Raw genomic sequence first — 21,623 nt, 5'->3', positions numbered from 1 at the left:
CGATGTGGAAATGTCATGTCTGCCATGCGTCCGATCGGCGCGCGCGTGTGGTAGTGCGCAATACCGCTCAGGATGCGGTGGTAATCTCGCGCGCCATGGACATCCTGCCTTTCCTGATCGATTTCATCCTCCATGTGGACAAGCATCTGGCTGCCTTCGTCGCCCAGTACGGCGCCTGGGTCTATGCCCTCTTGTTCGCGATCATCTTCGTGGAGACCGGACTGGTCGTCATGCCTTTCCTGCCTGGTGACTCGCTGCTGTTCGTGGTGGGCGCCATGTGCGGGGCGGGGCTGATGAACCTGCCGCTGGTGATGGGGCTGCTGCTGGTGGCGGCCGTGCTGGGAGACCAGACGAACTACACCATCGGACGCTATTTCGGGCCCAAGGTCTTCCAGTGGGAGGACTCGCGCTGGTTCAACAAGCGGGCCTTCAACCAGGCGCACGACTTCTACGAGCGCCACGGCGGCGTGACCATCATCATCGCGCGCTTCATGCCCTTCATCCGCACCTTCGCGCCCTTCGTGGCCGGCGTGGCGGAGATGACCCGGCCGAAGTTCCTGATGTTCAACGTGATCGGCGCGGTGCTCTGGGTGGTCGGCCTGACGCTGGCGGGTTACCTGTTCGGCAACCTGCCCTGGGTGCAGGCCAATCTGAGCAAGATCATCTGGGCGCTGATCGTCATCCCGGGCCTGATCGCGATTTTCGGCGCCTGGAAAGCGCGCCGCAAGGAAGAGGCGATCAAGGCCGCTTGATCGCCGGGGCCGTAGCCGCAGGGGGCCGGCGACGCTGCGGCACGCGGCTGTCGAGCGGCGCCGGCTGGTAATCGACGCGGATGCGGCAGCCGCTGGCGGGCTGCCACTGGGTCGGCAGCGTCTTGCAACGCTGCGCCAAGCGGGCCGCACTGGGCTTGTCGCCCTTGTCCACCCAGTCCAGCAGCGCCTCGACCGCGCTCACGTAGTGCGCATCGCTGGTGTAGCTGTGTGCGTGGTCGGCGGTGTAGACCTGCACCAGCTGGTCCGCCGCACCCGCCTCGGTGACGGTCTCGCGGAAATGCGATTCCAGCTCGACGAAGGCGGTCTGGTCGTCAATGCCGTGCAGCGTGAGCGTGGGCAGCAGCAGGCGGCCGGTCGGGTCGGTGTCCTGCGCGAGGGCGGCGAGCGCGTCCGGGTCTGCCCGGTAGCGCAGCACGTCGCGGTTCAGGGTCGCGTCGTCGTCCGAGCCGCTGTACTGCACGCCTTCATTGCCAAACGGGTTGCGGCCCTTCAGCTTGCGCATCGTGATGTCCTGGAAATGCCAGGTCGCCCAGTTCAGGTGCGACAGGATCTCGTGCTCGGGCAGCTTCACGACCCGGGTGAGCGTGGTCAGCCGCTGCTGCTGGGCGGCGCTGCGCTCGGCGGGCTTGCGCTGCACGCCCAGGCAGGTGTCGACCCGGCTGGCCAGTTCCGCCCGCGTCAGCTTGATGTCCGGCGGCAGTCCCATCCACAGCGGATAGGCGCTTTCGTCGGGCTTCGGGTGGTTCTGGCACAAGGCCTGGTAGACCACGCGCAGGTCGAGCCGCACATCGTAGGAGCGTGTGCCGCCGGCCAGCACGCCGCTGGTCAGCAGCACGGCGTCGTAGGGTAGCGGGCCGGGGGCCGTGCGGCGCGGGTCGATGTCGGGGGTGACGTAGCGCTCGGCCATGCGGGCGGCGACGCCTGCGCCCCAGCTCTGGCCGTGCAGCAGGGTGCGGCGTGGCTGTCCGATGGTGGCGACGGTGAGCTGGCGCAGCCGCTCGGTGTCCTCGGCCGCGGCCAGCAGCTCGACGCCGCCTTGCCGGAAGCTCGACCCCGCCCAGGCATGGCCTGCGCGCACCATCACGCTCCAGCGCTGCAGGTCGCCCGTGCTGCGCGCCAGGGTCGGCTCGCCCAGCGCCGGGCCGCCGTGGGCATGCACCACCAGCACGCCGGTCTCGGGCTGCCAGTCCCTGGGCACGGCGATCCAGTAGTAGGCCCCCAGGTAGTCCCGACCGTTCAGGCAGCGTGTCCCCTCGGGCAGGCCGCTGGGGCAGGCGGCAGCGGCGGGGGGCGTGGCCGATTGAGCTGCCGCGGGCAGCGCCAAGGCGCTCAGCGACAGCGCGGTGAGCACGGTGAGCGCCGCACGGGCCGTCGAGACAGGCGTGGCGTTCATGACATGCGTTCTCGGGCCAGCGGTGGGTTGCGGGAGAAGTAGCGGACGATGCCGGTGTAGACCGCCTTGACGAGTTCGGTCTGGTAGTTCTCGTCGCGCAGCTTGGCTTCTTCCTCGGGGTTGGAGATGAAGGCGGTCTCCACCAGGATCGAAGGAATGTCCGGCGCCTTCAGCACGGCGAAGCTGGCCTGCTCCACATGCGGCTTGTGCAGCCGGCCGACCTTGCCGATGTGGCCCAGCACCTCGCGGCCCACCCGCAGGCTGTCCTTGATCTGGGCGGTGGTGCTCATGTCCAGCAGTGTCCGCAGCACCTGGGTGTCCTTGCGGGCGATGTTGATGCCGCCGATCGCGTCCGAGGCGTTTTCGCGGCGTGCCATCCAGCGGGCGGCCGTGCTGGTGGCGCCCGAGTCCGACAGCGCGAAGACCGAAGCGCCCCGCGCCTGCGGCGTGATGAAGGCGTCGGCATGGATCGAGACGAACAGATCGGCCTGCACGCGGCGGGCCTTGTTGACCCGCTCTTGCAATGGCACGAAGAAGTCGGCGTCGCGGGTCAGCATGGCGCGCATGCCGGGGCGGGCGTTGATGCGCTCCTGCAGTTGTCGGGCGATCTTCAGCACGACGTCCTTTTCGCGCAGCCCGGTCGGGCCGATGGCGCCGGGATCCTCGCCGCCGTGGCCCGGGTCGATGGCGACGATGACGAGTCGGTTGATGCCGCCACGACCCGGCGGGACGGCGGGGGCGCCTTCGGCCGTGGCGGGCGCGGTGGCCACCCGCGGTGGGGTCGGCATGGGGGGCGATGCGCTGGGGGCGGAGCCGCCACTGCCGGCATCCGGTTTCACGGCGACGGCCGGAGGCGCCGGTGGCTGCGGCAGCGTGGGCTGGGCCGGCCGGTCGACGCGGCCGATGAACTCGCCGAGTGCGTCGTCGACCTCTGAGGCGGCGCGGGCCGAGGCGTCGGCCGTGGTGGTCGCGGCCGTGGGTGGAGTGGGCAGCGGGGTGGGCGCGGCTTCGCGCTCCTTCACCAGCGCCAGCAGCGGATCGGGCGCTTGCGCGGGGTAGAGGTCGAACACCAGCCGGTAGCGGTAGGGGGCGATCGGCGACAGCGTGAAGACCTGCGGCGTGGCGGCCCGCTTCATGTCGAACACCATGCGCACCTGGCGTGGCTGGCTCTGGCCGAGGCGCACGCCGGCGATGTGGGGGTCGTTGGTGCCGATCTTGGCGACCAGTTCGCGCAGTTGCGGGCTGAGTTCGAGGCCGTCGATGTCGATCACCAGCCGTGCCGGGCCTTCGGTGACGAAATGCCGGGCTTCGAGCGCGGTGTCGGATTCGAGCGTCACCCGCGTGTAGTCGGCTGCCGGCCAGACCCGCACCGCCACCAGCGTGGCGCCATGCACCAGATCGCCCGCACCGAGCACGAGCACCAGCGCACCGGCCTGGCGGAACCAGCCGCGGCGGCCCACAGCGGGCCGGGTGTCGGTGGTGGCCGGCTCGGTGGCGTGGGCCGCTGTGGTCGGGTCAGGAATCGGGTGTTTCATGGCAGGGTCTCGTTCAGCAGCGTCGCGCCCAGTGGCGTGCCGGCCTGCCAGTGCGCGGTCCGGCTGTCGTCGTCCTGCGGGGACAGGGACAGCACAAGATCCGCCACCGGCAGCAGTCCGGCCGCTTTCTCGGGCCACTCGACCAGTTTCAGGCCTGGACTGGCGAACAGGTCGCGAAAGCCGGCATCCTCCCACTCCCGGGGGTCACCGAATCGGTAGAAATCGAAGTGCCAGATGTCCAGTTTGTCCAGTTTGTCCCGGTTGTCCGCTGTGGTGGTCGCGGGCACCTCATGCGGCTCGACGATGGCGTAGCTCGGACTCTTGATCCGGCCGGTCACGCCGAGCGAGCGCAGCAGGTGGCGGGCGAAGGTGGTCTTGCCCGCGCCGAGCGGACCGTGCAGTTCGATGCAGGCGCGGCGCAGACCCGGATGGCGTGCCAGCGCACGCGCCGTGGCCTCGCAGGCGGCTTCGTCGGACCAATGCTGCTGGCGGGTTTCTAGAATCACCGGATGAACAACCTTGCGGATCAGGGAAATGCGTCGGGCGGACCCGCCCCGGGAACGGCTGCGCCCGATCCTGCACGGCTTGCCGGGCTGGTACGGGCATGGGCCATCGAGCTGGGATTCTCACAGATCGGCGTGGCCGATGTACATCTGGCAACAGCCGAGCCGGGTCTTGTGGCCTGGCTGGACGCAGGCTTCCACGGCAGCATGGGCTACATGGCCACCCACGGCCTGCGGCGGGCGCGCCCGGCCGAGCTGGTGCCCGGCACGGTGCGGGTCATCACGGCGCGCATGGACTACCTGCCGCGTGACACGCCCGACGACTGGCGCGCACACGAGGCCGCCCGCGCCGCGCAGCCGGGCGAGGCGGTGGTGTCGGTCTATGCCCGGGGCCGCGATTACCACAAGGTGCTGCGCGCCCGCCTGCAGCGGCTGGCGGACCGGATCGCCGCCGAGATCGGCCCCTTCGGCCACCGGGTCTTCTGCGACTCGGCGCCGGTGCTGGAGGTCGAACTGGCCGGCCGCAGCGGCCTGGGCTGGCGCGGCAAGCACACGCTGCTGCTGGACCGTTCGGCGGGTTCGATGTTCTTCCTGGGCGAGCTGTTCATCGACGTGCCGCTGCCCGTGACGCCGCCGGTCGAGGCGCACTGCGGCCAGTGCAGCGCCTGCCTCGACGCCTGCCCGACCGCGGCCATCGTCGCGCCCTACCGGGTGGACGCGCGGCGCTGCATCAGCTACCTGACGATCGAGCACGATGGGCCGATCCCGGTCGAGTTCCGTGCCGCGATGGGCAACCGGGTCTATGGCTGCGACGACTGCCAGCGGGTGTGCCCGTGGAACAAGTTCGCCCGGCGCAGCACGCTGCCCGATTTCGACGCCCGCGAACCGCTGCGGGCGCCGACGCTGCTGGCGCTGTGGGCCTGGGACGAGGCCACCTTCCTGCAGCGCACCGAGGGCAGCCCGATCCGCCGCATCGGCCACGCCCGCTGGCAGCGCAATGTGGCCGTGGCGCTGGGCAATGCGTGGCGCGAGACGGGTGATCCGGCCATCGCCGCAGCGCTGGCGGCGCAGCGGCCCGGCGCCAGCGCCTTGCTGGCCGAGCACATCGACTGGGCGCTGGCTCAGCCGCCGTGCAGCCGCGAGAACAGCGCCAGGGCCACCGGCACGCTGACCATGCCCAGCAGCGTGGACGCTGTCACCAGACCGGCCACGTAGACCCCGTCGCCGCCCATGCGCGCGGCCAGCACGTAGCAGCTCGACGCGGTCGGCATGGCGGCGAAGGCGACGAGGATCTGCGCCTGTCCGGTCGGCAGCGCCAGCGCCACGCCCAGCAGCAGCCCGACCGCGGGCAGCACGGCATGCCGGATCGCCAGCAACATGGCCGCCAGCCCCGGCGCCTGGCGCAGTCCGCCGAATTGCAGCCCCGCGCCGACCGCCATCAGCCCGAGCGGCAGCGCTGCAGCACCGATCCGCCCGAAGGTGATGTCGACCACCTGCGGCAGCTGCAGACCCGCCAAATTGCCCAGCAGCCCGGCCACGGTCGCCAGGATCAGCGGGTTGCGCAGCAGCTCGCGCCCGGTGCTGTACCCCCCGTGGCGCGCCAGGCTCCACACCGCGCCGATGTTGCACAGCGGCACGCACAGCGCGATCAGCAGCGCCACCCACGCCACCGAGGACGCGCCGCCCAGCCGCTCGGCCAGCGCGAGCGCCACATACGAGTTGAAGCGGAACGCCACCTGCGCGCCCGAGGCCTGCCGGTGTGCATCGACGCCCGGCACCGAGCGCAGCAGCGTCGCCAGCACGATGCCGGTGGCGACGGTCAGCAGCCCGCCCGCCGCCAGTCCGGCGGTGGCCGCCGGCTCCAGCGGGCTGCGCACGATCGAGGTGAACAGCAGGACCGGAAAGAGCAGCCAGTAGACCAGCCGCTCGACACCGCTCCAGACGGACCGGTCGAGCGCCGTCCAGCGGCACAGGGCAAAGCCGGTGACGATGAGCAGGAAATCGGGCAGCAGCAGCAAGGCGATGGAGAGCATCGCGCCAGCGTAGCGCAGCCGTCTGGTTTTCCCCTACGCACCATCCACAACGCGCTGCCGCTGGGTAGCATGAGAATCGCCACCACCCCAGGAACCGCAGGAGCCCACCCCATGCAACGACGTCAGATCCTCTCCACCACTGCCGCGGCCACCGCGTTGCTGGCCCTTCCGCTGGCCGCGCTGGCCCAGGGCTACCCGGCCAAACCGGTCAAGATCATCGTGCCGTTCGCCCCCGGGGGCACCACCGACATCATCGCCCGCATCATGGGCGAGAAGATCACGCCGGCGCTTGGCCAGACCCTGATCGTCGAGAACAAGGCCGGCGGCGGGGGCATCATCGGCGCCAACGAGCTGGTCAAGTCCGCGCCTGATGGCTACACGCTGGGCATGGCCACCGTCTCGACCACGGCCGCCAACCCCGCGATCAACCCCCGGACGCCCTATAACCCGCTGACTGACTTCGCGCCGATCATCAACATCGCCGCCACACCGAACGTGATCGCGGTCCACCCGAGCTTCCCGGCACGCGACTACAAGACCTTCGTCGAAGTGCTGAAGAAGAGCCCGGGCCGGTACAGCTTTGCCAGTTCCGGAACAGGTGGCATCGGCCACCTGCAGATGGAGCTGTACAAGAGCCTGGCCGGTGTCTTCGTCACCCACATTCCGTACCGTGGGGCGGGCCCGGCGCTGAATGACACGGTGGCCGGTCAGGTGCCCTTGATCTTCGACAACCTGCCCTCGGCGCTGCCGTTCATCAAGGATGGCCGGCTGATCCCGATCGTCGTGGCGGCGCCGGAGCGGCTGGCCGTGCTGCCGAACGTGCCGACCTTCAAGGAAGTGGGGCTGGAGCCCGTCAACCGGATGGCCTTCTACGGCTTCCTGGCGCCCAAGGGCACACCGCGTGAGGTCATCGACAAGATCAGTGCCGCCACCCGCAAGACGCTGGAGGATCCGTCCGTGCGCAAGCGCATCGAGGACACCGGCTCGGTCATCGTGGCGAACACGCCGGAGCAGTTCGCCGCGCAGATCAAGGCCGAGTTCGAGGTCTACAAGAAGGTGGTCGAGACCCAGAAGCTCAAGCTGGACTGATCGACCACCCTTCGGCGCCTTCGACCCCTTCGACGGTCAGCGCCCGCGCAGGTGGGCGGGCGCTTCGAGCCTTCTGGCCAGCAGCGACAGCACCAGCGTCAGCACCAGGTAGATGGCCGAGATCGCCAGATACGGCTCCCAGTAGCGCGAATACGCCCCCGCCACCGTGCGGGCGGCCAGCGCCAGTTCGGCCAGTCCGATGGCCGACACCAGCGAGGAGTCCTTGATCAGCGTGATGCCCTCGTTGACCAGGGCTGGCACCATGCGCCGGAAGGCCTGCGGCAGGATCACGAAGCGCATGCTCTGCGCGTGCGTCAGGCCCAGCGAGTAGCCGGCCTGGGTCTGGCCGAGGTGGATGCTCTGGATGCCGGCGCGGAAGATCTCCGAGATGTAGGCGCCGGCGTTCAGGCTCAGTGCCAGACAGCCCGAGAAGAAGGCGCCGTGCTCCTGCCGGAAGGTGCGCGCCGCCTCGCCGCTCAGCAGCAGGCCGTTGTCCGCGTGGATCAGCGCCGGCATCAGTGCGAAATGCACCAGCAGGATCTGCACGAACAGCGGGGTGCCGCGGAAAAACGTGACGTAGGCGGTGGTGACCGCCCGCAGCGCCTTCATGCCCCAGAGGGCGGGCAGCGAGCGCGGGGGCGGCGCGTTCACCGAGCTGCTGATCAGCCCGAAGGCGATGCCCAGCACCATGCCCGCCACGATCGCCACCAGCGTCAGCTCGATCGTGGTGAGCACCCCTTGGGCGAAGAGCGGCCCATAGCCGGCCAGAATGTCCCAGCGGAGATCCATGGTGGTGCGCGCCGGTCGAACTTACTTGGAGGCTGCGGCCGCTGCGGCCGGTGCTGCGCCGAAGTACTGGGCGTAGATCTTGTCGTAGGTGCCGTCGGCCTTCACGTCGGCCAGACCCTTGTTGATCTTCTCCAGCAGCTCGGCGTTGCCTTTCTTGACAGCGATGCCGTATTGCTCGGGCGTGAACGAGGTGTCGGAGACCGTCTTGAACTGCGCGCCGGTGTTGTTGGCCACGTAGTGGATCACCACGCCGTTGTCGGCCACGACCGCGTCCACGCCGCCGGATTCGAGTTCCTTCAGTGCCAGCGGGGTGGACTCGAAGCGCTTGACGGCCGTGCTGGTCTTGCCCAGCAGCTTGGTGACGACTTCGTCGCCGGTGGTGCCGGTCTGCACGCCGACCTTGAGCTTCTTCAGGTCATCGAACTTGGCGATCTTCGAATCGGCCTTGACCGCGATGAGCTGCTGCGCATCGAAGTAGGGCGCCGAGAAGTCCATCGTCTGCTTGCGCTCGTCGGTGATGGTGATCGCCGAGACCAGCAGGTCGCGGTCGCCCTGGGCCAGGTTGTTGAAGATGCCTTCCCACGGCGTGTTGACGAACTTGACCTCGATGCCGGCCTTCTGTGCCACGGCCGAGACCACCTCGATGTCGAAGCCGACGATCTCGCCCTTCTCGTTCTGCGACTCGAAGGGGGCATAGGCGGCGTCGGTGCCGACGACATAGACCTTGGCCGGCGGCGGTGCGGCGGCGGCCGACGCGGCGGGGGCTGCCGGTGCAGCGGCTTCCTGCTTGCCACAGGCGGCCAGCACGAGGCCGGCGATCAGCAGGCTGGAGGTCTTCAGGAAGCGACGGGTCGTCTGGGAATGCAGCATGGACATGGACGTACTCTTCTGACGGGAAGTCGGAGAATGGGGGAGCCTTCGGATGCGAAAGGCGCAGACTTGTCAGTTTAAGTGCCAAATCCCGCCGATCCGAGGTGGACAACCCGAGCGCCGGCCGGTCCGGTGCGGCCACTGTCTGTTTTCGGTGGCAAGCGGTCCCGATTCGTTCCAATTCGATCCCTGTTCAACCCTGTTCGATCCTGTTGCCGAGGTGATGATGCTGCTCGACCCCCAAGCCCGCGCCCTGATGGACCTGATCGCCGCGCGCGGCGTGCTGCCGACCCACCTGCTCACGGCGGAGGACGCGCGTCGCTTCTTCCGCGAGCGCCGCTTCTTCACGCAGCCCGACCCGCCGGTGGTCGCCGAGGTGCGCGATCTGGTGGCCAGCGGGCCGCACGGTGACATCCCGATGCGGCTGATCCGGCCGGCCGGGGCAGCACCCGAAGCGGTGCTGCCGGTGCTGGTGTACTACCACGGCGGCGGCTGGACCATCGGCGACCGCGACACCCACGACACGCTGTGCCGCGAACTGGCCAATGGCGCGGGGTGCGCGGTCGTGTCGGTCGATTACCGCCTGGGGCCGGAGCACCGCTTCCCGGCGGCGGTCGACGACACCGTGGCCGCCACGCGCTGGGTGCATGGCCACGCGGCCGAACTGGCGCTGGACCCGACCCGGCTGGCCATCGGCGGCGACAGCGCGGGTGGCAACCTGGCGGCGGTGGTGGCGATCGCCGCGCGCGATGCGGGCGACCTGCCGATCGTGTTCCAGCTGCTCATCTACCCGGCCACCGACATGCGCGCGGTGGCGCCCTCGCACACGGCGTGCGGCCAGGGCTACATGCTGACCGCCGACTCGATCGCCTATTACCGCGGCCATTACATCCCCGACCCCGGCCAGTGGAGCGACTGGCGCGCCTCGCCGCTGCTGCGCGAGGATCTGCAGGGCCTGCCGCCGGCGCTGGTGCTGACCGCCGGCTTCGACCCGCTGCGGGACGAGGGCCGCCAGTACGCCGACCGCCTCAGCGCGGCCGGCAACCGCGCCCAGTACGTCTGCTTCGAGCGCCAGATCCACGGTTTCATCACCATGGGCCGGGTGCTGGACGAGGCGAACACGGCGGTGGCGCTGTGCGCCGCCGCGCTGCGGGTGTCACTGCATGGTGCCGGTGCCGGGCAGGTGCTCGGCCGCTGAGAGGAACAGCTCGGCCGCATCGACCGGATCGAAGGTCTGGCGCTGGCCGCAGAACTCGCAGGTCACCTCCACCTGTCCCTGCTCGGCCAGCACGCTCTCCACTTCGTCCCGGCCCAGGCTGACCAGCATCCGCCCGACCCGCTCGCGCGAGCAGGTGCAGGCGAAACGCGGCGTCATCGGCTCGAACAGGCGCAGCTCCTCTTCCCAGAACAGGCGGTGCAGGATGCTGTGCGCGTCCAGCGTCAGCAGCTCTTCCTGGGTCAGCGAGGCGGCGAAATGGGCGATGCGGTTGAACGACTCGTTCAGGCCGATCTCGTCCTCGTTGCTGCGGCCGCCGAGGTTGCCTTCGCCTTCGATCGGCAGGCGCTGGATCAGCAGGCCAGCGGCCACATGGTCATCCGCGGCCAGCACCAGCCGGGTGTCGAGCTGCTCGGACTGCAGCATGTAGTGCTCCAGCACCTCGGAGAGGTTCTGCAGCGGCTCACCCCGGTCGCCGTGCAGCGGGACCACGCCCTGGTAGGGCTGCTGGCCGGGCTGGCGGTCCTTGGGGTCGAGCGTGATGGCGCAGCGGCCACGGCCATGCACATTCAGCAGGGCTTCGAGCCGGGCGTTGTCCGGGATCTCGTCGGTGATCTGCGCCGTGGCGCGCAGCGAGAGGTCCGGTTGTGCCTCGGCCACGGCCAGTGCCACCGGCCCGTCGCCCTGTACCTGCAGGATCAACGCGCCATTGAACTTGATGCCCGCCTGCATCAGCGCAGCCGCGGCGGTCATCTCGCCCAGCAGCTGCCGCACCGGCGCCGGATAGCCGCCGGACTGGGCCCGGCGCGCCAGGATGTCGGTCCATGCGCCGGTCAGCCGCACCAGCGCGCCGCGCACCGGCAGGCCTTCGAAGATGAACTTGTGGAGTTCGCCGCCCTGCAGCGTGCCTTGGCTCATCGTGCGATCTCCTTCAGGTTGGCCTGGTAATGGCGGGCGTTCTCGACGTAATGCCCCGCGCCGAACGCGATGCGTTCGGCCTGCTCGGGCGTGAGCGTCTTGACCACCTTGGCGGGGCTGCCGAGGATCATCGAGTAGTCCGGGAACTCCTTGCCCTCGGTGACGAGCGCGCCTGCACCGACGATGCTGTGGCGGCCGATCTTCGCGCCGTTGAGCACGATGGCGCCGATGCCGATCAGCGAGTGGTCGCCGACGGTGCAGCCGTGCAGCATGCACTGGTGGCCGATGGTGACGTTCTCGCCGATGACCAGCGGGATGCCTTCGTCGGTGTGCAGCACGGTGTTGTCCTGCACATTGCTGCCGCGGCCGATGTGGATGGCGTCGGTGTCGCCACGCACGACGACGCCGAACCAGACGCTGCTGTCCTCGGCCATGTGGACCTGGCCGATGACCTGTGCGTTGTCGGCGATGTAGGCGGTGGGGTGGAGTTGCGGCGCGTGTTCGCCGAGCTGATAGATGGCCATGGCCACTCCTTGCTGAAAACCGGGGGAAAATTCCAAGGATGGACTTACGACAACAGGCCCTGGAGGCCCTGCGCATCGCCGATCCGGTGCGCAAAGCATACGCGGTGCAGGCCCTCTGGGCACAGGTTGGCACGCCGAGCCTGCCGCTGGATCCCGGCGCCGTGCTGGACGAGCCCCCCGATCTGCCCGGGCGCCCCGCGCGGCCGGTGCTGGTGCGGGGCGATGCGGTCCCGAGCCGCTCGCCCTTCACGCTGGAGGGCCGCGCGGCGCTGATGCACGCCATCGCGCACATCGAGTTCAACGCGATCAACCTGGCGCTCGACGCGGTCTGGCGCTTTCCCGGCCTGCCGGCGGCGTATTACCTCGACTGGCTGCGCGTGGCCGCCGAAGAGGCCACCCACCATCTGCTGGTGGCCGAGCACCTGGCCACGCTCGGCCACGCCTACGGCGACTTCGAGGCCCACGATGGCCTGTGGACCATGACCTGGAAGACCCGCAGCGACTTCGTGGCGCGCATGGCGCTGGTGCCGCGCACGCTGGAGGCCCGCGGGCTGGATGCCACGCCGCAGATCCAGACCAAGCTGCGCAAGGCAGGTGATCTGCGGGCCGTGGAGATCCTGGACGTGATCCTGCGCGACGAGATCGGGCATGTGGCCATCGGCAACCAGTGGTACCGCTGGGCCTGTGCCCGGGAAGGGCTGGATCCCGTGGCGCACTACCGGGTGCTGGTGGCGCAGTACGCCGCGCCGCGGCTGCGTCCGCCGTTCAACCGGGTCGCACGGCTGCAGGCCGGCTTCAGCGACGAGGAGCTTGCCTTCCTAGAAGCGCAGCCCGCACCGCCGACTTCGGCGTCTTGAAGCTGCGCCGCTGGGCGGCGGTCACCGTGCCGCGGATGCCGTGGCGGGTCGGCTTGGGTGGCGGGGTGGAGAGCCGGTCCTTCAGGGCGAGAAAATGGCGCTCGAACAGGTGCCACGACAGCCAGCCCACGGCGTAGAGAGCGACCGTGGCCAGCACGAAGTAGAGCGTGGCGATGCCCAGATCCGCGGTGTGGGGCTGTCCCGTCCAATGGGTCAGCAGCGGCACGCCGACGAGGTCGTGCAGCGGCTTGTGGAAGACATAGATCGCGTAGCTGTAGTGCCCGAAGCGGCGCAGCACCGACCAGCGCAGCACCGCGCTCCAGCGGCTCACGCTGCCGCCGCGGCTGCGCGCCTGGTCGGTCAGCACGGCCCAGCCGGTCAAGGCCGCGAAGCTCAGTGCCAGCAGGCTGTAGCCGAGCACCTGCGGCACCGGGCCGATGCGCCGGAAGCCGTGGGAGGCCACGGCGGCGGCCACCAGCAGCAGCAATCCGATCATCTGCAGGTGCCAGGCCCGCCAGCGCGTGGCGCCGTGCAGCGCGCGGCCGTGGTCCCAGGCGGCCAGCGCGGCCCCGGCGGTCAGCGCATCCATGCGGCTGAACGTGAACTCGTAGAGGGCTTCGTCCGGAAAGCCCTGCTGCACCATGGCCCAGCGCACCAGCGGCGCCAGCGCGGTCAGGCCCAGGCACAGCCACCAGATGTGGCGCAGCCGCAGCCTCCACAGCAGCAGCGGCCAGACCAGGTAGAACTGCTCCTCCACCGCCAGCGACCAGAAATGGGGCAGCGGGCCGCCGGTGGGCTCGTAAGGCGTGGTCCAGTTCGAGAGGTAGAACCAGAGCCACAGGCTGCTGTGCTGCAGGGGGCGCTGCTCCACCCAGCCGGTGGCTGGCAGCAGCACCAGGAACACCAGCAGCGCCAGGTAGTACAGCGGGAAGATCCGCAGCACCCGCTTGATGAAGAAGCGCCCGAAGTAGTCCGGCGCGTCCTGTGTGGCCAGCAGGCCGCGGGTGATGAGGTAGCCGCTCAGCACGAAGAAGAGCTGCACCCCGATCCAGCCGATGTAGAAGGACTCCTTGACCAGCACCGACCCGAGCGTGTGCACCCCCCCCAGGTCCAGCACGTCGAAGTTGTGCAGCAGCACCAGCAGGATGGCGAGGCCCCGCAGCCCGTCCAGGGAGGGCAGGTGGGCGAGATGGCCGGGAGCCAGGGTGGGGGCTGGAGTACGCGCAGTCACGGCGGCGATGCTGCCATGCTGGTTCGCAGGCGTTCCTGAAGTCCACCCAGAAAGGGGGGTCAGCGTGAAAAAAGATGCTGTTCGCAGAACGGGTCGCCGCAGCGGCCGCAGTGGTGTCGCCAGCCGCCGGTCGGCCGGTGGGGTGTGCCGGCTGCGGCCTGGCGCTGCACGGCGGCCCAGGCCGCGCGGGCATTCGCCAGCCGCTGCGGCCCCACGCCGCCGATCACCGAAAAGCCGACGCCCGCCCCCAGCAACGCGCGGCGCAGCATCTGGTCGACGGGCTGCTGCACCTGCGGCCCGTCGCGTTGCAGGCCGTCGGCGATCCAGGGCAGATCCAGCGCCATCAGCAAGGTGAGGTCGGCCTGGCGGTGGTCGGCCAGCGCCTGCGGGTAGAGCGTGGTGTCGCCAAAGACGTAGTCGCTGTAGACCGCAGTCATCAGCGCCGTCGTGTCGGCCACGACCACGTCCACCGGCAGCAGCCGCGCGTCACGCGCCGCGGCGATGCGGCGCGTCTGCTCGGCGGCGATGTGCACCTGCTCGTCCTGGCGGGGCGTGCGGCCGTGCAGGTCGCAGAAGGTGCGCAGGTACTCGTCGAGGTGGGCGACCACCAGCCCGTCCGCCTCCAGCGAGACGGTCAGTTCGCGCGCCAGGGTCGACTTGCCCGTGCTCTCGGCGCCGATCAGTGCAATGACGAGGGCCGCCATCAGGGGTGTTTCACCTGCGAGCGCCACGCTTGCCAGCCCGCCACGGACAGCCCGATGAAGATCGTGTACAGGATCACCGTCAGGTACAGCCCCTTGTAGGCGAACAGGCCGACGCTGACGACGTTGACCACGATCCACGTGGTCCAGTTCTCGACGTACTTGCGGCCGAGCAGCCACTGGCCGATCAGGCTGAACGCGGTCGGGAAGGCGTCCCAGTACGGCACGTCGGTGTCGGTGTAGGTGTCCAGGAACCAGCCGATCGCCGGCCACAGCACCAGGCCCGTGCCGATCACCGGCGCCCAGGCCTGCCGTGGCAGGTGGCGCACGACCAGGGGGGAGCCGCCATCGGTGCCGCGCAGCCACTGCCACCAGCCCCACAGTGCGACCACCGCGAAGAAGATCTGCAGCGAACCGTCGCCGTAGAGCTTGTAGCTCCAAAACAGCCCGAAATAGAGCAGCGACGACACGATCGCCAGCGGCCAGGCGACGGGCATCACGCGCATGTTGGCGAAGACCATCGCGATGGCGAGCACGAAGGCGATCAGCTCCAGCCAGGTGAAGGGCGCCTCCCAGAGCGTGAACGCCGGGATGAGGATCGGTTGCAGGGCAGTGGTGATGGCGTCCATCGGCAGGGTCTTTCGCGGTGTCAGAGTGTGACAAATCGACGATCATGACACGCCATGCATCCCGATGCCATCCGCCGCATTCCGCCGATCCACTGCCTGGCCGCCTTCGAGTCGCTGGCCCGGCTGCGCAGCGTCACGCGCGCGGCCGACGAACTCAGCGTCACGCCCAGCGCCGTCAGCCACCGCCTGCGCCAGCTGGAGACCCAGCTCGGCGTGAAGCTCTTCGCCCGTGGCGACTTCAGCCTGACGCCGGAAGGTGCGGCGTATCTGGCCCGGGTGCGCGAGGGCCTGCTGGCGCTGCAGCAGGTACCCGGCGCGGCGGCCGAGCGGCGCAGCACGCCCTTGCGTGTGGCGGTGACGCCGACCTTCTCGCGCGAGATCCTGCTGCCGAGGCTGGCGCTGTTCCGCCAGGCGTGGCCGGACATCGAACTCGTGCTGCAGGTGGTGATTCCCTTCACCAATGTCACGTCCGAAGAGGCCGATCTGGAGATCCGCTACGGCCCCGGCCCCTACGCCGATGTCGAGCAGGTGCGCCTGCTGAGTGACGAGGTCTTCCCGGCCTGCAGCCCGCAGTACCTGCACGAGGTGGGCCCGCTCGGCGCCTTCGACACCGCCGGCGACATCGGGCGTGTGCGCCTGATCCGCAGCCCGCTGGAGCCATGGAGCACCTGGTTCCGCGCCTGCGGGCTGAGCCTGCCGGAGCCGCGTGAGGGGGCGCAGTTCAACGATGTCGGGCTGATGCTGGACGCGGCAGCCTGCGGCTTCGGCGTGACGCTGCTGCGGCGGCGGCTGGGTGCGGCGTGGCTGGACAGCGGGCGGCTGGTGCGGCTGTCGCCGCGGGCGGTGGCGTCGCCGCAGCACCACCACCTCTGCTGGCGGCCGGGGGCGATGGAGCGTTGGGAGTGCGCGGCGTTCGCGGACTGGCTGCGGCAGGCGCTCGGCCCGGTTGCCTGAAAATCCTTCACGCTGGCGGGCAACAACTCTCACGTCGGCGGTGCAGCGGCCCGGCAGGATCCACGGCACTGCACCCGCCCTGGGTGAGGAGACCCCGCCGTGTCGATCCCGACCCCCGAACCCCGCCTGGACGAGGCCGCCCGCGACGCCCGCCAGGCTTCCGTGCTCGCCCGCCTGCGCGCGGTGCTGCCGGCCCACGCGCTGCTGTCGCGCCGCGCCGACGTCACGCCCTACGAGTGCGACGGCCTGACCGCCTACCGCGAGCGGCCGCTGCTGGTGGCGCTGCCCGAGACCGACGCGCAGGTCGCCGACATCCTGCGCATCTGCCACGCGATGGGCGTGCCGGTCGTCGCCCGTGGCGCGGGCACCGGCCTGTCCGGCGGCGCGATGCCGCACCGCGAAGGCGTCACGCTGTCGCTGGCGAAGTTCAACAAGATCCTGCGGCTGGACGCCGAGGCCGGGCTGGCGGTCGTGCAGTGCGGTGTGCGCAACCTGGCGATCAGCGAGGCGGCGGCGCCGTTCGGCCTCTACTACGCGCCCGATCCGTCGAGCCAGATCGCCTGCACCATCGGCGGCAACGTGGCGGAGAACTCGGGCGGCGTGCATTGCCTGAAATACGGCCTGACGCTGCACAACGTGCTGGCCGTGAAGGGCTACACCGCCGAGGGTGACGCGGTGACCTTCGGCGGCGAGGCCTTCGATGCGCCGGGGCTGGACCTGCTCAGCGTGGTCGTCGGCAGCGAGGGGATGCTGGCGGTGACGACCGAGGTCACGGTCAAGCTGGTGCCCAAGCCGAAGCTCGCCCGCTGCATCATGGCCAGCTTCGACACGGTGGAGGCCGCCGGCGACGCCGTGGCCGCCGTGATCGCTGCCGGCATCATCCCGGCCGGGCTGGAGATGATGGACAAGCGCATGACGGCGGCGGTGGAGGACTATGTCCACGCTGGCTACGACCTCGACGCCGCGGCCATCCTGCTCTGCGAAAGCGACGGCACGCCCGAGGAGGTCGAGGAAGAGATCGGCCGCATGACCGCCGTGCTGCAGCGCTGCGGCGCCAGCCGGCTGGCGGTGAGCCGGGACGAGGCGCAGCGGCTGCGGTTCTGGTCGGGGCGCAAGAATGCCTTCCCGGCGTCCGGCCGCATCAGTCCGGATTACATGTGCATGGACTCGACCATCCCGCGCAAGCGGCTGGCCGAGATCCTGCGCGCCATCGAGGCGATGGAGCAGAAATACGGCCTGGGCTGCTGCAACGTCTTCCATGCGGGCGACGGCAACCTGCACCCGCTGATCCTGTTCGATGCCAACGACCCGGACCAGCTCCACCGCTGCGAGCAGTTCGGCGCCGACATCCTGGAGACCAGCGTGCGCCTGGGCGGCACGGTCACCGGCGAGCACGGCGTCGGCGTGGAGAAGCTGAACTCGATGTGCGTGCAGTTCTCGCCCGAGGAGCGGGCGCAGATGCTGGCGCTGAAGGCGGCGTTCGACCCGGCTGGCCTGCTCAACCCCGGCAAGGTGATCCCGACGCTGCACCGCTGCGCCGAGTACGGAAAGATGCACGTCAGCCGCGGCCTGCTGCCGTTCCCCGAACTGGAGCGTTTCTGATGGACGACGCACTGCAGACGCTGCGCGCGCAGCTCCTCGACGCGGCGGCCACCCGCACGCCGCTCGACCTTCGTGGCCATGGCAGCAAGGCCGCGTGGCGCCCCGAGCCGGTCCGCGCCGAGGCCCGGGTGCTCGACCTGACCCAGCTGGCCGGCATCAGCGCCTACGAGCCGACCGAGCTGGTCGTGACCGTGCGCGCCGGCACCTCGCTGGCCGAGCTGGAGGCGACGCTGGCCGAGCAGGGCCAGTGCCTCGCGTTCGAGCCGCCCCGGTTGGGCGGACGCGGCACGGTCGGTGGCATGGTCGCCTCCGGCCTGGCCGGGCCGTCGCGGGCGTCGGTGGGTAGCGTGCGCGACTTCGTGCTGGGCGCCACGATGCTCAACGGACGGGGCGAGCTGCTGAGCTTCGGCGGGCAGGTGATGAAGAACGTCGCCGGCTACGACGTGTCGCGGCTGCTGGCCGGATCGTGGGGCACGCTGGGCGTGCTGTGCGACGTGTCGCTGAAGGTGCTGCCGCGTCCGGTGGCGACGGTGACGTTGCGGTTCGCGCTGAGCGCGCCAGAGGCGCTGGCCAGGCTCACCGCGTGGTCGCGTCAGCCGCTGCCGCTGAACGCCAGCCTGTGGCACGAGGGTGTGCTGCTGCTGCGCCTGAGCGGCGCGCAGGCGGCGGTGGACGCGGCCTGCCAGAGCCTGGGCGGCGAGCTGCTGGACGACGCGGTGGCGATGCCGCTGTGGAACAGCCTGCGCGACCGCACCCACGCGCTGTGGGCGTTCGCGGCGCAGGGCTTGCCGGCGGGTCAGCGGCTGTGGCGCCTGTCGGTGGCGCCGCACGCGCCGATGCTGCGGCTGCGCGGCGAGGGGCTGATCGAGTGGCATGGCGGGCAGCGCTGGCTGCTGAGCGACGAGCCGCCGGCGGCGGTGCACGAAGCGGCAGCCCACGCGGGCGGACACGCCGAGTGCCACGTCGGAGCCGCGCCCGGCGAGGCCCGCACGGCGCTGCTGTCGCCGGTGCTGGCGCGGCTGAACCGGCAGGTCCGCGCGTCCTTCGATCCCCTCGGATTGTTCTCTCCGCACGCCTCCACCCATGCACACTGAACTCTCCCCCGAATTCGCCGGCACCGCCGATGGTGAGGCCGCGCAGGCCATCCTGCGCAAGTGCGTCCACTGCGGCTTCTGCACCGCGACCTGCCCGACCTACCAGCTCCTCGGCGACGAGCTGGACGGCCCGCGCGGCCGCATCTACCTGATGAAGGCTTTCCTCGAAGGCGAGCCGGCCACGCGCGAGACGCAGTTGCACCTGGACCGCTGCCTGACCTGCCGCAACTGTGAATCGACCTGCCCGTCGGGCGTGCCGTATGGCGAGCTGGTCGACATCGGGCGGCGGCTGGTGGACGAGCGGGTCGAGCGCCCGCCGCTGGAGCGCGCCACCCGCTGGCTGCTCAAGGAGGGGCTGACCTCGCCGCTGTTCGCGCCGGCGATGGCGCTCGGGCAGGCGGTGCGGCCGCTGCTGCCGGCGGTGCTGAAGGCGAAGGTGCCCGAGCGGGTGGTGGCCGATCCACGCGGCACACCGACGCGGTCACACACGCGGCGGATGCTGATGCTGGCAGGGTGCGTGCAGCCGGCGATGAGTCCGAACATCAACGCCGCGACCGCGCGTGTGCTCGACGCGGCGGGCATTGAAGTCGTGACCGCGCCGGGCGCGGGCTGCTGCGGCGCGATCCGGGCGCACCTGGGCGACCAGGGCGGCGGGCTGGCTGACATGCGGCGCAACATCGACGCCTGGTGGCCGCTGGTCGAGCGCGGCGAGGTCGAGGCGATCGTGATGAACGCCTCCGGCTGTGGCGTGACGGTGAAGGAATACGGCCACCACCTGGCTGGTGACCCGGCCTATGCCGACAAGGCAGCACGCATCAGCGCGCTGACACGCGACCTGAGCGAGCTGCTGCCGATGCTGGTGCCGATCCTCAAACCAAAGCTGGCCGCCGCCGCACAGGCCGGACAGCTCGCGCTGCACCCGCCCTGCACGCTGCAGCACGGCCAGCAGCTCAAGGGCGGGCTGGAAGCAGGCCTGCGTGAATTGGGGTTCACGGTGTCCTTGCCGAACGAAAGCCACCTGTGCTGCGGCTCGGCCGGCACCTACTCGGTGCTGCAGCCCGTGCTGTCGCAGCAGTTGCGCGAACGCAAGCTGGCGAACCTGACCGCGCTGAAGCCAGACACGATCGTCTCGGCCAACATCGGCTGCATCACGCATCTGCAGACGGGAGCCGGGTCACGCTGTGCGACGCCGGTGCGGCATTGGGTGGAGGTGGTGGACGCGGCGCTCGGGGGAGGGTGAGCGCCGCGGGCAGGCCGTCAGTTCGCCCGCGGGGCCCGCGGGTACTGCACCAGGATCTCGTCCGGCTTGACCATGCCCAGCTCGTGGCGGGCGGTTTCCTCGATGACTTCGAGGCCGTCCTTCAGATCCTTCAGCTCAGCCGCCAGCTGGTCATTGCGCACGCGCGCCGCGGCATTGCGGGTCTGCTGGTCGGCCACTTGTGCCGACAGCTCCCGCACGCGCGGCGTGCCGTTGCTGCCGAACCAGAGCGAGCCGTGGACCAGCCCGAGCAGGCCCAGCAGCAGCACGGTGATGACGCGCGAGGTCGTCATGCCCAGCCCTCAGGCGTTCAGCGCAGGTTGTAGAACGCAGCGCGGCCCGGGTACACGGCGATCTCGCCCAGATCCTCTTCGATGCGCAGGAGCTGGTTGTACTTCGCGATGCGGTCCGAGCGGCTCATCGAGCCGGTCTTGATCTGACCGGCGTTCAGGCCGACGGCGATGTCCGAGATCGTCGAGTCCTCGGTCTCGCCCGAGCGGTGCGAGATCACGGCGGTGTAGCCGGCGCGCTTGGCCATCTCGATGGCGGCGAAGGTCTCCGACAGGGTGCCGATCTGGTTGATCTTGATCAGGATCGAGTTGGCGATGCCCTTGTCGATGCCCTCCTTCAGGATCTTCGTGTTGGTCACGAACAGGTCGTCGCCCACGATCTGGACGTTCTTGCCCAGGCGGTCGGTGAGGTGCTTCCAGCCGGCCCAGTCGCCTTCGGCCATGCCGTCCTCGATCGAGATGATCGGGTACTTGTCGCACCAGGTGGCCAGGATGTCGGTCCAGGCTTCGGCCGTCAGCACCAGGCCTTCGCCTTCGAGGTGGTACTGGCCGTCCTTGTAGAACTCGCTGGCGGCGCAGTCCAGGCCCAGGGCGATCTGCTCGCCCGCGCGGTAGCCGGCCTTCTCAATGGCGTCCAGGATCATCTGGATCGCGGCTTCGTGGTTCGGCACGCTCGGGGCGAAACCGCCTTCGTCGCCCACGGCGGTGCTCATGCCCTTGTCGTGGATGATCTTCTTCAGCGCGTGGAACACCTCGGCGCCCCAGCGGACGGCTTCGCGGAAGGTGGGGGCACCGACCGGGATGATCATCAGCTCTTGCAGGTCGAGGTTGTTGTTGGCGTGGGCGCCGCCGTTGATGACGTTCATCATCGGCACCGGCAGTTGCACGCCGCCCATGCCGCCGAAGTAGCGGTACAGGGGCAGACCGGATTCTTCGGCCGCAGCGCGGGCCACGGCCATCGAGACGGCCAGCATCGCGTTCGCACCCAGGCGCGACTTGTTGTCGGTGCCGTCGAGGTCGATCAGGGTCTTGTCGAGGAAGGCCTGTTCGGCGGCATCTAGACCCAGCACGGCTTCCGAGATTTCGGTGTTGATGTTCTGGACGGCGTTCAGCACGCCCTTGCCCAGGTAGCGGCTCTTGTCGCCGTCGCGCAGCTCGATGGCTTCACGCGAGCCGGTGGACGCGCCACTCGGCACGGCCGCACGGCCCATGACGCCGCTTTCCAGCAGCACGTCGCATTCGACGGTGGGGTTGCCGCGGCTGTCGAGGATCTCTCGGCCGACGATGTCTACGATGGCGCTCATCTCTTCACTCCTGTTTCAAAGTCCTGGGTCGTTGGTGTGCGGATGGTGCCTTCCGGGCGT

The 21,623-nt window shown here is 69.9% G+C and carries 22 protein-coding genes; 9 read left to right on the top strand and 13 right to left on the bottom strand.

Features of this window, described 5'->3' with window-relative positions:
- Window positions 1-95 precede the first annotated feature (95 nt).
- Window positions 96-752, top strand: coding sequence for a DedA family protein (locus U5O44_RS10300; RefSeq protein WP_322588335.1), 657 nt, complete (start codon window positions 96-98; stop codon window positions 750-752).
- Here U5O44_RS10300 and U5O44_RS10295 read toward each other — a convergent pair.
- The 3 genes from U5O44_RS10295 to tsaE are packed head-to-tail and all read right to left on the bottom strand — an operon-like array spanning window position 739 to window position 4,207.
- Window positions 739-2,166 carry a hypothetical protein gene (locus U5O44_RS10295; protein ID WP_322588334.1) on the bottom strand — a complete coding sequence of 476 codons (1,428 nt, stop codon included), beginning with the start codon at window positions 2,164-2,166 and terminating at the stop codon, window positions 739-741. The two genes, U5O44_RS10300 and U5O44_RS10295, sit on opposite strands and share 14 nt — an antisense overlap.
- A complete protein-coding gene (locus tag U5O44_RS10290; RefSeq protein ID WP_322588333.1) occupies window positions 2,163-3,701 on the bottom strand; it encodes an N-acetylmuramoyl-L-alanine amidase in 1,539 nt (512 codons plus the stop codon). Before U5O44_RS10290 ends, U5O44_RS10295 begins: the two co-directional genes overlap by 4 nt.
- Complete coding sequence (tsaE, locus tag U5O44_RS10285; protein WP_322588332.1) at window positions 3,698-4,207, bottom strand: tRNA (adenosine(37)-N6)-threonylcarbamoyltransferase complex ATPase subunit type 1 TsaE; 510 nt, start codon at window positions 4,205-4,207, stop codon at window positions 3,698-3,700. Before tsaE ends, U5O44_RS10290 begins: the two co-directional genes overlap by 4 nt.
- Window positions 4,208-4,210: 3 nt before the next feature.
- Between tsaE and queG the strand changes: the two genes are divergently transcribed.
- On the top strand, window positions 4,211-5,419 hold the full coding sequence (gene queG, locus U5O44_RS10280; protein ID WP_322588331.1) for a tRNA epoxyqueuosine(34) reductase QueG: 1,209 nt from the start codon (window positions 4,211-4,213) through the stop codon (window positions 5,417-5,419).
- Here the strand turns inward: queG and U5O44_RS10275 are convergent.
- A complete protein-coding gene (locus U5O44_RS10275; RefSeq protein ID WP_322588330.1) occupies window positions 5,326-6,237 on the bottom strand; it encodes an AEC family transporter in 912 nt (303 codons plus the stop codon). The genes queG and U5O44_RS10275 overlap by 94 nt on opposite strands.
- 111 nt (window positions 6,238-6,348) lie before the next feature.
- Between U5O44_RS10275 and U5O44_RS10270 the strand changes: the two genes are divergently transcribed.
- Window positions 6,349-7,326 carry a tripartite tricarboxylate transporter substrate binding protein BugE gene (locus U5O44_RS10270; protein WP_322588329.1) on the top strand — a complete coding sequence of 326 codons (978 nt, stop codon included), beginning with the start codon at window positions 6,349-6,351 and terminating at the stop codon, window positions 7,324-7,326.
- Window positions 7,327-7,362: 36 nt separating this feature from the next.
- Here the strand turns inward: U5O44_RS10270 and U5O44_RS10265 are convergent, their stop codons facing one another.
- Together U5O44_RS10265 and U5O44_RS10260 are read right to left on the bottom strand one after the other, a co-directional pair.
- Window positions 7,363-8,115 carry an amino acid ABC transporter permease gene (locus tag U5O44_RS10265; RefSeq protein WP_322588328.1) on the bottom strand — a complete coding sequence of 251 codons (753 nt, stop codon included), beginning with the start codon at window positions 8,113-8,115 and terminating at the stop codon, window positions 7,363-7,365.
- A gap of 21 nt (window positions 8,116-8,136) precedes the next feature.
- Window positions 8,137-8,991 (bottom strand): basic amino acid ABC transporter substrate-binding protein, encoded by an 855-nt coding sequence (locus U5O44_RS10260; RefSeq protein WP_416222148.1) that lies wholly within the window; start codon window positions 8,989-8,991, stop codon window positions 8,137-8,139.
- A gap of 223 nt (window positions 8,992-9,214) precedes the next feature.
- Here U5O44_RS10260 and U5O44_RS10255 point away from each other — a divergent pair, with 223 nt between their 5' ends.
- Window positions 9,215-10,183, top strand: a complete 969-nt coding sequence (locus U5O44_RS10255) for an alpha/beta hydrolase (protein WP_322588506.1) — start codon at window positions 9,215-9,217, stop codon at window positions 10,181-10,183.
- Here the strand turns inward: U5O44_RS10255 and hslO are convergent.
- Entirely contained in the window at window positions 10,142-11,119 is a 978-nt protein-coding gene (gene hslO / locus U5O44_RS10250; RefSeq protein ID WP_322588327.1) for an Hsp33 family molecular chaperone HslO, read from the bottom strand. The two genes, U5O44_RS10255 and hslO, sit on opposite strands and share 42 nt — an antisense overlap.
- The gene (locus tag U5O44_RS10245) at window positions 11,116-11,643 is read right to left on the bottom strand and encodes a gamma carbonic anhydrase family protein (RefSeq protein ID WP_322588326.1); all 528 of its coding nucleotides are present in this window, start codon (window positions 11,641-11,643) and stop codon (window positions 11,116-11,118) included. The genes hslO and U5O44_RS10245 overlap by 4 nt, the downstream gene beginning before the upstream one ends.
- Before the next feature lie 38 nt (window positions 11,644-11,681).
- Here U5O44_RS10245 and U5O44_RS10240 point away from each other — a divergent pair, with 38 nt between their 5' ends.
- Window positions 11,682-12,500 carry a ferritin-like domain-containing protein gene (locus U5O44_RS10240; RefSeq protein WP_322588325.1) on the top strand — a complete coding sequence of 273 codons (819 nt, stop codon included), beginning with the start codon at window positions 11,682-11,684 and terminating at the stop codon, window positions 12,498-12,500.
- Here the strand turns inward: U5O44_RS10240 and U5O44_RS10235 are convergent.
- The 3 genes from U5O44_RS10235 to pnuC are packed head-to-tail and all read right to left on the bottom strand — an operon-like array spanning window position 12,439 to window position 15,061.
- Window positions 12,439-13,731, bottom strand: a complete 1,293-nt coding sequence (locus U5O44_RS10235) for an acyltransferase family protein (RefSeq protein WP_322588324.1) — start codon at window positions 13,729-13,731, stop codon at window positions 12,439-12,441. The two genes, U5O44_RS10240 and U5O44_RS10235, sit on opposite strands and share 62 nt — an antisense overlap.
- A gap of 59 nt (window positions 13,732-13,790) precedes the next feature.
- Window positions 13,791-14,435, bottom strand: coding sequence for an AAA family ATPase (locus U5O44_RS10230; RefSeq protein WP_322588323.1), 645 nt, complete (start codon window positions 14,433-14,435; stop codon window positions 13,791-13,793).
- On the bottom strand, window positions 14,435-15,061 hold the full coding sequence (gene pnuC / locus U5O44_RS10225) for a nicotinamide riboside transporter PnuC (protein WP_322588322.1): 627 nt from the start codon (window positions 15,059-15,061) through the stop codon (window positions 14,435-14,437). Before pnuC ends, U5O44_RS10230 begins: the two co-directional genes overlap by 1 nt.
- Window positions 15,062-15,115: 54 nt before the next feature.
- Between pnuC and U5O44_RS10220 the strand changes: the two genes are divergently transcribed.
- From U5O44_RS10220 to glcF, 4 genes are all read left to right on the top strand, one after another.
- Window positions 15,116-16,015: a LysR substrate-binding domain-containing protein gene (locus U5O44_RS10220; protein ID WP_322588321.1), complete on the top strand. Its 900-nt coding sequence runs from the start codon at window positions 15,116-15,118 to the stop codon at window positions 16,013-16,015.
- Between the two features lie 126 nt (window positions 16,016-16,141).
- On the top strand, window positions 16,142-17,617 hold the full coding sequence (locus U5O44_RS10215) for an FAD-linked oxidase C-terminal domain-containing protein (RefSeq protein ID WP_416222165.1): 1,476 nt from the start codon (window positions 16,142-16,144) through the stop codon (window positions 17,615-17,617).
- On the top strand, window positions 17,617-18,711 hold the full coding sequence (glcE, locus tag U5O44_RS10210; protein WP_322588319.1) for a glycolate oxidase subunit GlcE: 1,095 nt from the start codon (window positions 17,617-17,619) through the stop codon (window positions 18,709-18,711). The genes U5O44_RS10215 and glcE overlap by 1 nt, the downstream gene beginning before the upstream one ends.
- Window positions 18,701-19,951 carry a glycolate oxidase subunit GlcF gene (gene glcF / locus U5O44_RS10205; protein WP_322588318.1) on the top strand — a complete coding sequence of 417 codons (1,251 nt, stop codon included), beginning with the start codon at window positions 18,701-18,703 and terminating at the stop codon, window positions 19,949-19,951. The genes glcE and glcF overlap by 11 nt, the downstream gene beginning before the upstream one ends.
- A 17-nt stretch (window positions 19,952-19,968) precedes the next feature.
- On the opposite strand, the gene ftsB is transcribed toward glcF, so the two are convergent.
- The gene (ftsB, locus tag U5O44_RS10200; RefSeq protein WP_322588317.1) at window positions 19,969-20,262 is read right to left on the bottom strand and encodes a cell division protein FtsB; all 294 of its coding nucleotides are present in this window, start codon (window positions 20,260-20,262) and stop codon (window positions 19,969-19,971) included.
- A 17-nt stretch (window positions 20,263-20,279) separates the two neighbouring features.
- Window positions 20,280-21,563, bottom strand: a complete 1,284-nt coding sequence (gene eno / locus U5O44_RS10195; protein ID WP_322588316.1) for a phosphopyruvate hydratase — start codon at window positions 21,561-21,563, stop codon at window positions 20,280-20,282.
- Between the last annotated feature and the right edge of the window lie 60 nt (window positions 21,564-21,623).

Origin of the sequence: Sphaerotilus sp., from assembly GCF_034519685.1 — a bacterium.
GTDB lineage: Bacteria > Pseudomonadota > Gammaproteobacteria > Burkholderiales > Burkholderiaceae_C > Sphaerotilus.
This window is presented reverse-complemented; position numbering and strand designations above follow the sequence as displayed.

Coding starts and splice junctions, on each gene's coding strand:
- pnuC (WP_322588322.1), bottom strand. CDS start 15,061: ATGGACGCCATCACCACTGCCCTGCAACCGATCCTCATCCCGGCGTTC.
- U5O44_RS10240 (WP_322588325.1), top strand. CDS start 11,682: ATGGACTTACGACAACAGGCCCTGGAGGCCCTGCGCATCGCCGATCCG.
- U5O44_RS10220 (WP_322588321.1), top strand. CDS start 15,116: ATGCATCCCGATGCCATCCGCCGCATTCCGCCGATCCACTGCCTGGCC.
- U5O44_RS10245 (WP_322588326.1), bottom strand. CDS start 11,643: ATGGCCATCTATCAGCTCGGCGAACACGCGCCGCAACTCCACCCCACC.
- queG (WP_322588331.1), top strand. CDS start 4,211: ATGAACAACCTTGCGGATCAGGGAAATGCGTCGGGCGGACCCGCCCCG.
- U5O44_RS10230 (WP_322588323.1), bottom strand. CDS start 14,435: ATGGCGGCCCTCGTCATTGCACTGATCGGCGCCGAGAGCACGGGCAAG.
- glcE (WP_322588319.1), top strand. CDS start 17,617: ATGGACGACGCACTGCAGACGCTGCGCGCGCAGCTCCTCGACGCGGCG.
- U5O44_RS10265 (WP_322588328.1), bottom strand. CDS start 8,115: ATGGATCTCCGCTGGGACATTCTGGCCGGCTATGGGCCGCTCTTCGCC.
- ftsB (WP_322588317.1), bottom strand. CDS start 20,262: ATGACGACCTCGCGCGTCATCACCGTGCTGCTGCTGGGCCTGCTCGGG.
- eno (WP_322588316.1), bottom strand. CDS start 21,563: ATGAGCGCCATCGTAGACATCGTCGGCCGAGAGATCCTCGACAGCCGC.
- hslO (WP_322588327.1), bottom strand. CDS start 11,119: ATGAGCCAAGGCACGCTGCAGGGCGGCGAACTCCACAAGTTCATCTTC.
- U5O44_RS10295 (WP_322588334.1), bottom strand. CDS start 2,166: ATGAACGCCACGCCTGTCTCGACGGCCCGTGCGGCGCTCACCGTGCTC.
- U5O44_RS10300 (WP_322588335.1), top strand. CDS start 96: ATGGACATCCTGCCTTTCCTGATCGATTTCATCCTCCATGTGGACAAG.
- U5O44_RS10270 (WP_322588329.1), top strand. CDS start 6,349: ATGCAACGACGTCAGATCCTCTCCACCACTGCCGCGGCCACCGCGTTG.
- glcF (WP_322588318.1), top strand. CDS start 18,701: ATGCACACTGAACTCTCCCCCGAATTCGCCGGCACCGCCGATGGTGAG.
- U5O44_RS10290 (WP_322588333.1), bottom strand. CDS start 3,701: ATGAAACACCCGATTCCTGACCCGACCACAGCGGCCCACGCCACCGAG.
- U5O44_RS10260 (WP_416222148.1), bottom strand. CDS start 8,991: ATGTCCATGCTGCATTCCCAGACGACCCGTCGCTTCCTGAAGACCTCC.
- U5O44_RS10275 (WP_322588330.1), bottom strand. CDS start 6,237: ATGCTCTCCATCGCCTTGCTGCTGCTGCCCGATTTCCTGCTCATCGTC.